The following is a 13,576-nucleotide window of genomic DNA, read 5'->3' as shown; positions in this document are numbered from 1 at the left end:
AGATCACCTTACCGTAAACTGCACGATCTTGGTCTCCTGATTTGCGGACCGTGGATTGTAGCTGATGATGTGAAGCACTACCGGGTCTCCGATCTTTAACTTCGAGACCATCTCGTTAAAAGCCTTGAGATCGGTAACGCTGACGCGGTTGATCCGCTGTATAAGATCGCCCTCGCCGAGAGCCTCGCCCCCGAGCGAATCTTTAACGTCCGCGATAAAACTCGCAGGATTGATCTCTTTTACAACGAGTCCCTTCTGAGTTCCGAGTTTATATTTCTCAACGAGGATCGGCGAAAGTTCGCTGACGGTGAGGCCGAAAGGTTTAGGATCGCCCTTTACGCCATCCACTGGCAAAACGCGCCGTTCACCGTCTTCGTCATCGCGTGCGGTGCGGTTTGTCGGGCGTTCGCGAAGCTTGATCGATGCGCTCTTGGCGTCTAGCTTGTCGCCATTCTCCCGCATAAAACTGATGCTTACCATCTGATCCGGAGGCGTCGACGCGATCTTACCGATCAGGTCCTGAGCAGATTCGACCTGCTGCCCGTTAAACTCAGTAACGATGTCACCGACCTTCAAGCCCGCGATCGCCGCCGGACTGTCAGGGTCACGAACGTCCGTAATGATCGCGCCTTTCGCATCTTTTAGCCCGTAAACCTTTGCAAATTCTACTTTTACCGAATCAAGATATGCTCCGAGATATCCACGCCGAACCTTGCCGTTCTTGATGATCTGATTGAGGACACTTTCGGTCACCTTTGACGGAAGAGCGAACCCGATGCCATTGTAGTCGCCCGTCGAGGTTGCGATCTGTGAATTCACGCCGATCACTTCGCCATCGATATTAACAAGCGGCCCACCGGAGTTTCCGCGGTTGATCGCGGCATCCGTCTGAATAAATCTCTGAAACGCCGAGCCAAAAGGGGTTTCACGCTGCTTCTGCGAAATGATCCCTGCGGTCACCGTTTTCGCAAGGCCAAAAGGCGAACCGATCGCCAGAACCCAATCGCCAACCTCAGCCTTGTCCGAATCGCCAAACCTCACAAATGGCAGATCTTTCGGAGCATCGATCTTTAGTACCGCAAGATCGGTCTGTTCGTCGGTCCCGATGACCTTTGCGGTGTATTCTTCGCCGGAATCCAGCTTGACCGTTATGCGTGAGGCTTCCTCTACAACGTGAGCATTCGTAACAATATAGCCCGCTTTTTCAACTATAAAGCCGCTGCCTACCGCACGTACCGGTTTCTGCTGCATCTGACGCCGCAGAAAATCCATGACGTCATTCCCCTCCGATCCGCTTCCCGGAGTCGGGGGCCGAGTTGAGACCTGCTGAGTCTTACCCTTCGTCTCGATACTGACGACCGCCGGTTCGATCCTCTTTGTTATCTCAGCAAAAGACTTCGCTAACCTGTCGGATTGGGCCTCGACATTGATGCTGAAGGAAGCAGCCGCCAAAAAAACAACCGCTGTGATCGATTTGGAATAAAAATGCCGAGAAGATCGGGCTTTCAACATAATGCTCTCCTACTTGACGTCAAGACACCTCTGACTGTTGAACACAGATTATAGCAATTCGGCGCGTGACCTGGGAAAGAATTTTATCGGTAAACGTTTCCTTACGGCCTCAGCAGGATCTTTAACACTCCTTTCTCCACCGCCCGCCCCATCGCCGCGACACCATCGCTCAGCGGAAGTTCGTCGCTTATCAGGTCATCCACTCGGACTGCACCGCTTGCCAGCAGCTTGATCGCGGGAGCAAACCGCCCGCAGCGTGAACCAACGATCGTTATCTCGTCAACGACCACTCGGGCGGCAGCCCAGGTCGGCGTTCCGTGAAATGTTGATTTGAGAACGACCTTTCCACGCGGCCGTACAAGATCAAGAGCCGTCGCAAACCCCGATTCCGAACCGCTCGCCTCGACGACGACGTCAAATTTATTCGACAATTTGGCGGCATTCGTGGATAGCTCCGTCGAGATGTCACGTCCATTTCGTGACGCATGCGCGAGCTTTTCGGTGTGTTTGCCGATCAACAGCAAGTTCTTTGTCTTAAGCGCCAAAGAGAAAGCACACAACAGACCAAGTTTGCCGTCGCCAATGACAGCAACCGTGGAGTCCTCTGCGATCTCGATCTGCTCATTTATTCCGTAGGCAGCCGCGAGCGGTTCAGCAAAAACGGCCTGCTCGTCGCTAACGGCGTCAGGTATCTCGATCAGATTTCGGCTTGGCAGCTGCAAAAACTCCGCGTGAGCTCCGTCGCGGCCGACGATGCCGAGAACCGTTCGTGCCGGGCAATGCCGCGGATCGCCTGACAAACAAAGATCACAGATCCCGCAGCCCGCATTTATCTCACCCGTAACGCGTTTCCCCACCAGATGCGGAGCGTCATCCGCAACCTCGACAACGCCGACGAACTCATGCCCGATCGTTCCCTCAAATCCGGCATATCCGCGAACGATCTCGATGTCCGTGTTACAGATGCCCGACCTGACGACACGCACTAGGGCTTCGCCTGGCCGATCAGGCGGCGGAATCTCGGCGAGCGAGAGGTTGCCGTTAATAAATCTCAGAGCCTTCATCGACATCAATTATCCAGAGCTTCTGTGCTAAACACCAGCAACCGGAAAGAAGTTTGCAAATCCTCGTTGCGGTAAGATACTCTGACCCTTTAAGAAAAGGTTGAAATTATGCTCAGGATCTTAGTTTTGATAACCGTTCTTGCATTGGTGGCCCTGGGCATCGGATGCGCCAAAGAATCTGTCGGCACCGGCGGCGGGGCAACGCCAACCGAGGCCTATAAACAGCTCTTCGCCGCCGTAAAAAGCAAAGATATCGAGGCGATCAAGCGAAATTTAACCAAGAAAACGGTGGAATTCGGAGCCTCGGCCGCCGCACGCACGGGTTCAACGCCTGAGAAAATGTACGAGAACGGTTTTACCGAATCGACCTTCGCGGCGACGCTACCAACCATTCGCGACGAGCGGATCAACGGAAATATGGGTTCGGTCGAGGTCTGGAGCGCAAAGAAAAGCGCGTGGGAAGATCTGCCGTTTATGCTTGAGGACGGCGTCTGGAAACTCGCTGTTGGTGAACTATTCTCCGGAGCCTTCAAATCTCCCGGCAAGGGACGTGACGAACGGGAAAAGGAAGCAGCAAATATAATGTCGTCACAAACATCGTCGGCTTCCAATGCCAACGCGAACCGCATGGCGCCAAAGGTTATCGAAGTCCCAGCTTCCCCTTCAGGCAAAAAATAATGAGCACCGAGCTAATTGCCGAAATATTTGCGACCTACAGGAAATACGGCTGGGTTCCGCGGCGTTTACTGTTGACTGATGCCGGAAAAAAGAACATCGAAAATCCTGAGCCTGAACTGCCTGTTTACGACGCTGAGATCAATGCAGCTTGGTTCTCGAGGCCTCCGGCCAACGGCGAGATCGCATGGGAAATACGATATTTAGGCAATACGCCGTATGCACTGCTTGAGAATTTGGATGAGGCGTCGCCGGATTTTGAAGATAGGCTTAAAGATGTTCAAAAAAGATTAAAAGCATCGGTCGCGGCGAAACAAAACTGACGTTCACCGAATTTTTGCCGCTTGACAACGCCCCCACCTGATAGCAAACTTACGTTATTGAAATGACGATCAACGAAATCGGCGGAAGGGTCGCAAGTGTTTGGGAAGGCCTGCGGCCGATCACAAAAAAAATGCTTGTCGGTGCCCTTCAGTCCACTGCCTCGGGCACGACAAATTCAAAGCCTCCAAAATTCTCCTACGATGCACATGCCGATTGGGAAGTCAGCCGTTTGTTGACTGCCCTTGACGAGCAATCCAAAGCAACCGACGTTAAGAAAGACGACATTAAACTCTCTGAAATAAAGCAGTTAGCAGAGACTTGTGTTCGCGTACTCGAAGCCCAATCCGCATCTGCCGAGGTTTTTATCCAGCTTGCAGAAAGGGCGATAAAGGACCGCGATTACGCTCGCCTCGACAAACTGGGCGATCACCTTGCCCGCCGATATTCGTCGAGCGAGATAGCGGAGATCGTTCGACAGACAGATCTGCCGCAGATACGTGCTATTGCCTACGAAACGCTGGCGATGATGCCCGTTCAGGCACTGATCCCGCTCCTCGACGATCCGATCTATGCCGGTATCGCCGCAGTATCGCTGGAACAAAAAGCTTACGAATTTGAATCTGAAGAGGCTCGGGATGTTTTAGATCAGTTTGATGAAGAAAGCGGAAGTGCGGGCCAATCCTAGTTTTTCGTTCCTTTTACCGGGTGTTTTTTCTCCCAGTCTTTCCCAAATCCCCAGCGAAACGGAGTCGGGAGGAAGCCTACCCCGCCTGTCCGAACGCCAACCCACATTATTTTTGAGATGAATCGATGGCCTTTGGACCGCACGCATTCGCTTAATCTATTGTCAGCCGCTCGCCGCTCTTTTTTGGTTCCGCCGAAAAAATACGCCTTATCATGTTCTACGCAGCAATCAGCATAGTTTCCATCGGGAAATGAACTGCAGTTATCGCTGACGTAATTTTCCGGAAGTTTGCGAGTATCGGCCCCCTGGGGGAATATCCCGAGGACCAAACCCGCAATAACAACTATCGCTAAGAAAAACTCACGGCTACGCATATCTCATCTGAAGTATCAGGCTGCGGAGAGAGCACCTTCGCTAATTGGCTTCAGCCGATCTGGATACATCGGAAATTTAGCGGTTATTTCGGCTACACCTTTCTTAACGCTCGATCGTACCTCTTCCGATTCCGGTTCGTGAATGACGGATGCGATCATCTCACCGATCAATTTCATCTCACCTTCTTTCATTCCCCGGGTCGTAAGTGCCGGCGTGCCCAGTCGAATTCCCGAAGCCACGAATGGTTTCTGGGTGTCGAACGGAATGGTGTTCTTATTGACCGTAATGTGAACCTCGTCAAGTGCCTTTTCAGCCGCTTTGCCCGTAATTCCCTTGCCGTCCATGTAAACGTCCACGAGCATCAGATGATTGTCCGTGCCTCCGGAAACGATACGGAGCCCGGAATCGGCGAGAGTTTGCGCCAGCTCTTTTGCATTATTGATCACCTGCTGCTGATAGCCTTTGAAATCGCTCTGAAGAGCCTCGCCAAATGCCACCGCCTTTGCCGCGATGATGTGAATAAGCGGCCCGCCCTGCACGCCCGGAAACACGCTGCGATTCACATCAGCGGCAAACTCTTCACGGCACAGGATCAGACCGCCACGCGGCCCTCGAAGTGTCTTGTGAGTTGTCGTCGTCACGAACTCGCAATGCGGCACCGGTGAAGGATGGAGGCCGGCCGCTACCAATCCTGCGATATGTGCCATATCAGCCATCACTTTTGCCCCGACCGATTGAGCTATTTCGCCAATGCGTGCAAAATCGATCGTCCGCGGATACGCCGAAGCTCCGCAGATAAGCAACGTCGGCCGTGATTCCTCAGCTTTTTTCTGAAGTTCATCGTAGTCGATCTGCTCTGTGTCCTTATTAACGCCGTAATCAGCAACGTGGTAATTGATGCCGGAAAAATTCAGCGGATGTCCGTGCGTTAGATGTCCGCCATGTGCCAGACTCATCCCGAGTATGGTATCGCCGTGATTCAACGCAGTCATCAAAACAGCCATATTTGCCTGAGCACCAGAATGCGGCTGCACATTGGCGTGCTCAGCACCAAAGATCTCCTTCGCCCGGTCGATCGCCAGATTCTCGACCACATCTGCAAATTCGCAGCCGCCGTAGTAACGCTTAGATGGATAACCCTCGGCGTATTTATTGGTAAAAACAGTTCCCGCAGCCTGCAAAACGGCCTCTGAAACGAAATTCTCCGAAGCGATCAGCTCCAGCCCATCAGTTTGCCGTCTAACTTCATTATCGACCGCACCACTGACAGCGGGATCGGCCTGTTCCAAACCTTCCGTAAAAAATCTGTTGATTAAGTTTTTTTCCATTGTCCCTTGATTATAAATGCTTCTTGAAACAAATCAAAAATTCCCTTGGTTAAGTTTCGCCGTAACAATGGCGAATCCAAATTCTCCGGCCGCGCGAAAAAACGTATTAGAAAAAATAATTAACTCTACATTCATGGCATTAACTAAAATTATGAAACTACAAAAATCAGATCTGTTTATCCTCGCTGCCGCGTTTTTTTCATTCCTCTTCTCTGTCTCCCTGTGGTTTGGGGTATTTGGTGAGGGAAATCGAGATACCGCTATATTTGTTGGGCTTTGGGTGCCCTCGATACTCGCGTTGGGGCTTTACGGAACAACGACCAGGACAAAAATATGAATAACCTCATCGTTTTTTGCGTCGGCGTACTAGTAAGTGTCTTGGTCGTCTACGGGATATTTACCCAGGTAGTTTCTGAGATGTATTCGGCCCGAAACCCCGTTCAAGCAGAAAATCAGGAATGAAGGCTGCAATAAGGCCAGCTAGATCATTTGACTGAATTCTGCTTCATCCAACACGGGAACGCCCAAGGATTCAGCTTTTGTCAACTTGGACCCGGCATCGCTTCCGGCCAGAACAAAATCAGTTTTCTTGCTCACGGACGAAGAAACGCGGCCGCCGCGTTCCTCGATCAGTTTTGCCGCCTCATCGCGTGTGTAGTTTTCGAGTTTGCCGGTCAGAACGAAGGTTTTGCCGACGAAGCGTTCGTCCAGCAGGGCTGTCGACGATGCGTCAGTTTCTGTTTTGACGCCGGCGGCTTTGAGGCGGTTGACGAGGTCAATGTTTCGCGGATCGCGGAACCACTCATAGACACTCTCGGCGACCGCTAAACCGATCTCGTGAATATCGTCGAGTTCCTGCACACTCGTTTCGGCAAGACGATCTATCGAACGGAAATGATTTGCGAGGATCTTCGCATATCGTTCGCCGACGTGGCGGATATCGATCCCGTAGAGCAGCCGCTGCAGGCCGCGTTCCTTGCTCGCGGTGATCTGGTCAATCAGGTTCGTCCCCGATCTTTCCGCCATCCGCTCAAGTGATGCGATCTGTTCAACGGTCAGTGAATAGAGATCCGCAACGTCTTTGACCGAGCCGTTATCGACCAGCGTATTGATGAGAACTTCGCCGAGGCCTTCGATATCCATCGCCTTTCGCGAGGAAAAATATCCGATCCGGGCCTTAACCTTTGCCGGACAAACTTCATTTGTACATCGACGAACGGCCTCACCCTCAGGCCGTATTGCCTCCGAGCCGCAAACCGGACATATTCGAGGAAATTGAAATTCCATCTCGCTGCCGTCGCGTTTCGTCGTCACGACCGACAAGACCTGCGGGATGATCTCGCCGCTTTTTTCGATCATCACATAGTCGCCGATCTTTAAGTCGAGGCGTTTGATCTCGTCTTCGTTGTGAAGCGAGGCTCGGGAAACGGTTGTTCCAGCTAGCAACGTTGGCTCAAGATGCGCAACCGGAGTCAAAGCCCCCGTTCGGCCAACCTGAATTCCGATCCCGAGTAGCCGAGTCGTTGCCTGACGTGCAGGATATTTGTATGCGATCGCCCAACGCGGGGCTTTGGTCGTTGCCCCGAATTCGTCCTGCAGAGCCGTCGAATTCACCTTTACGACCACCCCGTCGATCTCATAGTCGAGCGAATCGCGGACCGTTTCCATTTCGGCGACGAACGCCGCCAGTTCATCAAAATCGGCACATAAGCGACGATTAGGATTCACGTTAAATCCGTTCCTTTCGCACCACTCAAAATTCTCCCAGTGCGTCGCAAACATCTTCGAACTGCCGGTAAACGCGTCGTACGGAAACATATCGAGCCGCCGCGAAGCGACGATCGCGGAATCGAGCATCCGCAGCGTTCCCGACGCACAATTCCGTGCGTTCGCAAACTGCTTTTCGCCCTGCATGTCGAGTTCAGCGTTGATCTTTGCGAACTGCGACCGCGACAAAAATACCTCACCCCGAACCTCAGCGTGTTCCGGAGCATCCGCCTTTAATTTAAGCGGAATCGACCTGATAGTCTTAACATTCTGCGTAACCTCGTCGCCCTGCTGGCCATCACCGCGCGTGGCTCCGGTCGCAAGAATTCCATGCTCGTAATGGAGCGAGACGCTTAAACCATCGATCTTAAGTTCCGCGACGTAATCCAGCTTTCGCCCCTCGGCCAGCTTCTCACACCGTTCAGTGAATGCCTTCAGATCGTCAAGATCGTACGAGTTGTCCAACGACATAAGCGGAACCGTATGGGTGAAAGGCTTTAGGCCCGTCGCCTTGCCGCCAACGCGCTGGGTTGGGCTGTCCGGCGTGATCAGTTTCGGATATTCGGCCTCGAGGCCTTTCAGCCGTTCAAGCATCTGGTCAAACTCAAGATCAGAGATCTCAGGTGCGTCGGCAAGGTAATAGAGATCGCTGTGCCGGTTGATCTCTGCACGAAGATCTTCGATCACTCTTTGAACATCTAAACTCATAAGCCCTAACTCAAAAATTTGGCGATCAGCCGGTGAAAATGATGCGTTCCCTGCTCTTTTGTCGGCGAATATCTGCCGTGCGAATAGAACCTCGAACGAATTCCCTTCTGTACGCTCTCAACAACGGCTTCGTCTTCCATCTCGACACCGTGCAGGTCAGCTCCGGCTCCTGCATCGATCAACGATCCATCGCGGACGTAGGTATAAAATTCGACAACCGTTTTCGATGGTGTGACCGGGCGAACTACGTTCACGGACACTCCCCAAGGATAATAGTTCAGCATCAGGTTGGGGAAAACGAACAAATACCTCGCAGCCACCTCGCCCGCATCGTCATAACCGGTCTGAAGGCTCGAATAACGGAACGTGTCCGTCGTATAAGTTCCATAATCAACGACCGCGTTCAATACCGGATGAACATACGGGATATGAAAACCCTCGAGATAATTTTCGCAGTACAAAGCCCAGTGAGCGTCGACCTCATATTCGCGTGTCGCCGTTAGCTTTAGTCCTGCGGTCTCGAAATTATCAAACGATGAAAAAGCATCGTCAACAAATGCGTCGAAAGTCTCGACAGGATCAATTGACGCAAACAGGAATCCGTCTTTTTCCGCAAGGGTGATCTTTGTGAGATCGTCGCTCTTGCACGGAAAATTCTCGACCTCCTCAAATTCCGGCATCGACAGGAATTTGCCGTCGAGCGAGAATCGGCGCCCGTGATAACCGCAGCGAATCAGATTTGCCTCGCACGGCTCCTCGATGAGGATCTTGCCGCGATGGGTGCAGACGTTTGAAAGACAGGAAACGGCTTCGTTTTTCTTAACTAGAAGGATGGGTTCGTCTAAGAAACCCGGCAACATCGTCACAGGCCGCAGGCCGGAAAACTCATCCTTATGCCCCAGAAAATGCCACGCTTTCGCGAAGATCTTTTCTCGGGACATCTCGAAATATCGCTCGTCCGCATAAAAATCGGTGGAAAGCGTCCTGGCTTTTCGAATGTCCGGATCGATCTCGAATTGTGACATTTTTAGTCTTTATAGAGCAGGTACGCGGGCCTTACGGCGTCGCGACGGAAAGCCCGGCCCGCCAATCCGGCGGAAAAAGCGGCCTGAAACTCGCCGCGAATGCGAAGCTGCTCGGCTAGCGCCGCCGCAGGATCTGACGCAACCAGCCCAGCCCAGTCATTTGTGATCACGATCTCGGCTTCGGGTTTTCGGTCGTCGATGAATTTCTCGCCCGCCGCGAGAGCCGCAACCTTGGGGCTTTCCAAATGCCATTCGGCGATCAAACGGTCGCTCGCGAGGCCGATCTTGGCATCCGGAGCGGTCGTGTAATCGACCCCGTAGAAATCCACCTCATATTCGGCAACGATCGCGCCGAGCTTTTCGAGATTAAAATACGCATTTCGAGCCTTCATCGGTTCAAATGTCCACTTAATGTATTTTACGCCCTCGCTAAGGGCTCGGCGGCGTTGACCCCATTTAAGTTTTGCTCCGATCCCATGGCTTTGGTATTCCGAACGAACGCCGGTCATGTGGGAATAGAATGCGTGCTCGCCGCGCACGAAAGCGGGCACGCTGAGCACAAATCCCGCCAGCCTGTCACCGTCATAAGCCCCGAGCGTAAAGCCTCCTGCGTTTTTTGTGACAATGAAATGCCGGACCGGCGAAAGCTCGACCTCCGGCAATTGGAACACGTCACGCTGCAGTTGAACGCACTCGGCTAGCTGATCGAGCGTCGCACACTCGCGTATTTCTATCTCGTTTTGCATCAATTTCTCGTATTGCTTCTTAAAAATCGTATCAGAAGTATTTATTAAACGCTAAAAAAAGGCTTAACTTTTCAGCCGGGCATTTGTTATCATTATAGTTGGTGATTTCCTCGCCTTCCCGCTCATCCTTCGTCATACAAAATGACTCCGCAATCCGAACTCGAAATAAAGGGCACTTTTTACAAGCATCCATTCGCTGAACTTCTCGTTGAGATAGGACAGGCCGGGCTGAACGGCTCGCTGCGCGTTGCCAGAAAAGAGGCGAAATGCGTCATCTATTTCAAGGGCGGGCAAGTCGTTTTCGCGGTTTCAAATGCCAGATCGACGCGGCTTTTTGACATCCTTCTCAGACAAGGAAAGCTGAAAAAGGACGACTTGGTTCAAATTCCGAATTTTTCAAACGACTTCGAATTCACGAAGTATCTTATCGAAAAGAACTTTCTGACCAAGGCTGATAGCGACCGGCTGTTCACGGATCAGATCCAAGGCATCGTGCTCGACATGCTGACCTGGGACGAAGGCGAATGGACTTTCAGCCCGCATGCACGGATCCGTGATGGCTTATCCTTCGCGATCGATATGACGAGCCACCTGATGAACTACAGCCGGTGCCTGTCTAACGATGCGATCCTGAACCGGTTTCGCACGCTGGATGAAACATTTCGCCGATCGACAGCTTCTGAAATGGGCGTTGATCTCACTCCCGAAGAAGGTTTCGTCCTATCGCGGGCTGAGGACGGCCATCTTTCAGCGTCAAACCTGATCAGTCTTTCAGCGATGCCTGAGGTCGATGCGCTGCATACTCTCTACAATCTATGGGTTGGCGGCCTTCTTGTTCGTGACAATTGGAATCCGGCGTTTTCACGGACGTTTGTATCAGCTATCAAATCTGCCAAATTCGAGCTTAAGGCAGAGAAGAAGGAACGCGAGTCGTTCCCCAAGACAACGAAGCCAGAGGTCGAGGAAATTCCTCCGACTCCTTCTGAACCTTTATCCGAACCTCGCAAGGAACCGGAAAGCGTCATCCCGCTTGAGGATTATCTCCTTCGCGTCGAAAGGGCGGCCACTTATTACGACATTCTCGGTGTCGACCCAAAAGCGGATGCCGGCGAGCTCAAACGAGCTTATTTCCATCTTGCGAAAAATTTTCACCCGGACCGATATCACTCCGAGGGCGGTATTCAGTTAAAGCGTATCCAGAGCGCCTTTACGGAGCTCGCCCAAGCTCACGAAACCCTCAAGAACGCAGAAACGCGGGAAATCTATGATTACCGGATGCGTAAGGAACTGGTCGAACGCGAGAACCGCCAGGCAACCGGCACGAATGGAGCGGCAGGCATTCAGATGCAGCAGGCTGGCGAAAATTTCGACCGCGGGCTCAGCTTGCTCATGGATGATGATCCGGATGGAGCGGTACCATTCTTTGCTCGAGCCGCGCATTTTGCTCCTAAAAATGCTCGATACCGCGCCTACTACGGAAAAGCCTTATCGTTCGATGAAAAGCAGCGGCATAAAGCCGAATCTGAGATGCAGGCGGCTCTCAAGATCGACCCGAACAATGCTACTTACCGGATCATGCTCGCCGAGTTCTTCATCCAGTTCAGTCTGATGAAGCGCGCTGAGGGCGAACTAAACAGGCTGCTCGCGATCTTTCCAAGTAATCGGGAAGCCCGTGAGTTGCTTGACAGCATCAAGGTGCAAAGTTAGCCCTCTCCGACGATATTTGGGCCCCAAAAATCAAAACCGAATCTACACTTGAAAGTTCTTCCTAAATCAGGCGAAACTAGAAGCGTGGAAAGCATTCTCGTCAGCAGCAAGGAAAACGAAGGTGACCTCTTAAAATTATCGGCAAAGATCGATGGTTTTGAGGGCTACCACAGCCCGCACGGCCAGCGGATCGCGGCGATCGCTGACGTGATGGCTACGGCTTTCAACCTTGCCTCGCGCGACCGCTTTTTTCTGCAGCAGGCGGCGTTGATCCATGACATCGGCGAAATGTCGATGAACCGCGAATACATCCGCGTGCCGCGAGCCCTGGTCGAGACCGAAAGTCTCGATCTTCAGCGGCATCCAGTAATCGGCGAACAGGAAGCCTCAAAACTCGGCCTTCCCCGCGGCGCTCAGCTTATCATTCGCTGGCATCATGAATGGTGGAACGGCAGCGGTTATCCTGACGGCCTCGAGGGCGAACAGATCCCTTTGGCTGCACGCATTCTTCGCGTGTCCGACACTTACGCCGCTATGACGGCGGCGCGGCCCCATCGAGCTGCGAAAACCGCTGAGGAAGCGAAAAAATATCTTATCGAATGGTCCGGCATCGAATTTGACCCGGCGGTTGTCAAAGCATTTCTCGCCGCCGCCCAAAAAGCCCAAACCAAACCGCAGCCCGTGCTTCAGGCTCAGACGGTGTAACGATCTCTATGCACGGCCAAACAAAAATTTCACCACGGAGCTGGCTCGCGTTCGATCTGAATGTTCTGCGTCGGCTTACCTTTACTTCGGTCGCCCTGCCGTTTACCGAGCAAACCTCACTCGGGGCTTATTTGAAGCGCTGGAACGTTAGGGTTGCGGCTAACGATCCGCTCCGATGTGCCTCCACCCGTTCGCTCGCGCACATCGCCAACAGCGGTGAAAGCCTATCTGGCGCCGACGTTGAGATCGTTCTCGAAGACGCGTATGTTCCCGGCTACAGGCTCAATAATCACGCTCTGGCAAATTGGTTCAGCGAGACTGACGCGTGGTGGTTCGATAATGTAAGAAAAAACATCGACAGGCTGCAAACGCCGATGTCGCGAGCGATAGCATCGAGCGTTGCGATGGCAACGGGCGACTATGTGCTCTCGTTCAATAGCGACACCCGCGAACTGCGGCAGCCGCTCTCGAACGTCTTCCGGAGGTTGCTGTCAATACAGCCGGTCACGTTCAATAATGGTCAGAATAACACCAGCGATAACAAGATCGCCGATGATTTCATCGCGGAAACCCCGGCCGATCTGATGTTCCTGCGTCTACCACAGGCTCATGCTCAGGCCGAACGCACCCATCTCGGCCGCGCGGCGTGGCGCGAAGAATGGCTTCGCGGCGGCAGCGATTTCTGGGCAGATCTCGAATCCAGCCTGCACGGCAAACTCGGAGCCGCGACCGAAACAAAATCTCAGTACCTGCACCTGCTCGAGGAAACCCTCCGGCGTGCCTCGCACAACAAAAAATGGGCCATCGCCCACGTCGAAGACGGCTTCATCCAAACCCAGGACATCGCCGACACCGTCGCCAAGATCCGCCGCGTCGATACCGTTTACACTAAGGATTTTTCCGAGTTAACGGGAACGAAGGCCGTGATAATTACTGCCTAAGTGCACAAGCCCGC

General features: G+C 52.8%; 14 protein-coding genes. 7 read left to right on the top strand and 7 right to left on the bottom strand.

Features of this window, described 5'->3' with window-relative positions:
* Positions 1 to 3: 3 nt before the first annotated feature.
* A complete protein-coding gene (locus IPG22_02395; protein MBK6587159.1) occupies positions 4 to 1,512 on the bottom strand; it encodes a Do family serine endopeptidase in 1,509 nt (502 codons plus the stop codon).
* Positions 1,513 to 1,613: 101 nt separating this feature from the next.
* Positions 1,614 to 2,576: an alcohol dehydrogenase catalytic domain-containing protein gene (locus tag IPG22_02390; protein MBK6587158.1), complete on the bottom strand. Its 963-nt coding sequence runs from the start codon at positions 2,574 to 2,576 to the stop codon at positions 1,614 to 1,616.
* 108 nt (positions 2,577 to 2,684) lie between these two features.
* Here IPG22_02390 and IPG22_02385 point away from each other — a divergent pair, with 108 nt between their 5' ends.
* The 3 genes from IPG22_02385 to IPG22_02375 all read left to right on the top strand — a co-directional run bounded on the left by IPG22_02385 (position 2,685) and on the right by IPG22_02375 (position 4,260).
* Positions 2,685 to 3,254, top strand: a complete 570-nt coding sequence (locus tag IPG22_02385) for a hypothetical protein (protein ID MBK6587157.1) — start codon at positions 2,685 to 2,687, stop codon at positions 3,252 to 3,254.
* Positions 3,254 to 3,574, top strand: a complete 321-nt coding sequence (locus IPG22_02380) for a hypothetical protein (protein MBK6587156.1) — start codon at positions 3,254 to 3,256, stop codon at positions 3,572 to 3,574. Before IPG22_02385 ends, IPG22_02380 begins: the two co-directional genes overlap by 1 nt.
* A 62-nt stretch (positions 3,575 to 3,636) precedes the next feature.
* Positions 3,637 to 4,260 carry a hypothetical protein gene (locus IPG22_02375; protein ID MBK6587155.1) on the top strand — a complete coding sequence of 208 codons (624 nt, stop codon included), beginning with the start codon at positions 3,637 to 3,639 and terminating at the stop codon, positions 4,258 to 4,260.
* Here the strand turns inward: IPG22_02375 and IPG22_02370 are convergent.
* The gene (locus tag IPG22_02370) at positions 4,257 to 4,634 is read right to left on the bottom strand and encodes a hypothetical protein (protein MBK6587154.1); all 378 of its coding nucleotides are present in this window, start codon (positions 4,632 to 4,634) and stop codon (positions 4,257 to 4,259) included. The two genes, IPG22_02375 and IPG22_02370, sit on opposite strands and share 4 nt — an antisense overlap.
* Before the next feature lie 15 nt (positions 4,635 to 4,649).
* Entirely contained in the window at positions 4,650 to 5,963 is a 1,314-nt protein-coding gene (locus IPG22_02365; GenBank protein MBK6587153.1) for a serine hydroxymethyltransferase, read from the bottom strand.
* A gap of 151 nt (positions 5,964 to 6,114) precedes the next feature.
* Here IPG22_02365 and IPG22_02360 point away from each other — a divergent pair, with 151 nt between their 5' ends.
* Positions 6,115 to 6,300, top strand: a complete 186-nt coding sequence (locus IPG22_02360) for a hypothetical protein (protein MBK6587152.1) — start codon at positions 6,115 to 6,117, stop codon at positions 6,298 to 6,300.
* Positions 6,301 to 6,443: 143 nt separating this feature from the next.
* Here IPG22_02360 and ligA read toward each other — a convergent pair whose 3' ends face one another.
* From ligA to IPG22_02345, 3 genes are read right to left on the bottom strand one after another with little or no spacing between them, the layout of a single operon-like run.
* The gene (gene ligA, locus IPG22_02355; protein MBK6587151.1) at positions 6,444 to 8,438 is read right to left on the bottom strand and encodes an NAD-dependent DNA ligase LigA; all 1,995 of its coding nucleotides are present in this window, start codon (positions 8,436 to 8,438) and stop codon (positions 6,444 to 6,446) included.
* 5 nt (positions 8,439 to 8,443) lie between these two features.
* Positions 8,444 to 9,463, bottom strand: a complete 1,020-nt coding sequence (locus IPG22_02350; protein MBK6587150.1) for an aromatic ring-hydroxylating dioxygenase subunit alpha — start codon at positions 9,461 to 9,463, stop codon at positions 8,444 to 8,446.
* Positions 9,464 to 9,465: 2 nt separating this feature from the next.
* Entirely contained in the window at positions 9,466 to 10,209 is a 744-nt protein-coding gene (locus tag IPG22_02345) for a GNAT family N-acetyltransferase (GenBank protein ID MBK6587149.1), read from the bottom strand.
* A gap of 141 nt (positions 10,210 to 10,350) precedes the next feature.
* On the opposite strand from IPG22_02345, the gene IPG22_02340 reads away from it, so the two are divergent.
* From IPG22_02340 to IPG22_02330, 3 genes are all read left to right on the top strand, one after another.
* Positions 10,351 to 11,916, top strand: a complete 1,566-nt coding sequence (locus IPG22_02340; protein ID MBK6587148.1) for a DnaJ domain-containing protein — start codon at positions 10,351 to 10,353, stop codon at positions 11,914 to 11,916.
* Between the two features lie 84 nt (positions 11,917 to 12,000).
* On the top strand, positions 12,001 to 12,621 hold the full coding sequence (locus IPG22_02335; GenBank protein ID MBK6587147.1) for an HD domain-containing protein: 621 nt from the start codon (positions 12,001 to 12,003) through the stop codon (positions 12,619 to 12,621).
* An 8-nt stretch (positions 12,622 to 12,629) separates the two neighbouring features.
* Positions 12,630 to 13,562, top strand: coding sequence for a hypothetical protein (locus tag IPG22_02330; protein MBK6587146.1), 933 nt, complete (start codon positions 12,630 to 12,632; stop codon positions 13,560 to 13,562).
* Positions 13,563 to 13,576: the final 14 nt, after the last annotated feature.

The sequence above is a fragment of the Acidobacteriota bacterium genome, assembly GCA_016703965.1.
Classification (GTDB): Bacteria; Acidobacteriota; Blastocatellia; order Pyrinomonadales; family Pyrinomonadaceae; genus OLB17.
This window is presented reverse-complemented; position numbering and strand designations above follow the sequence as displayed.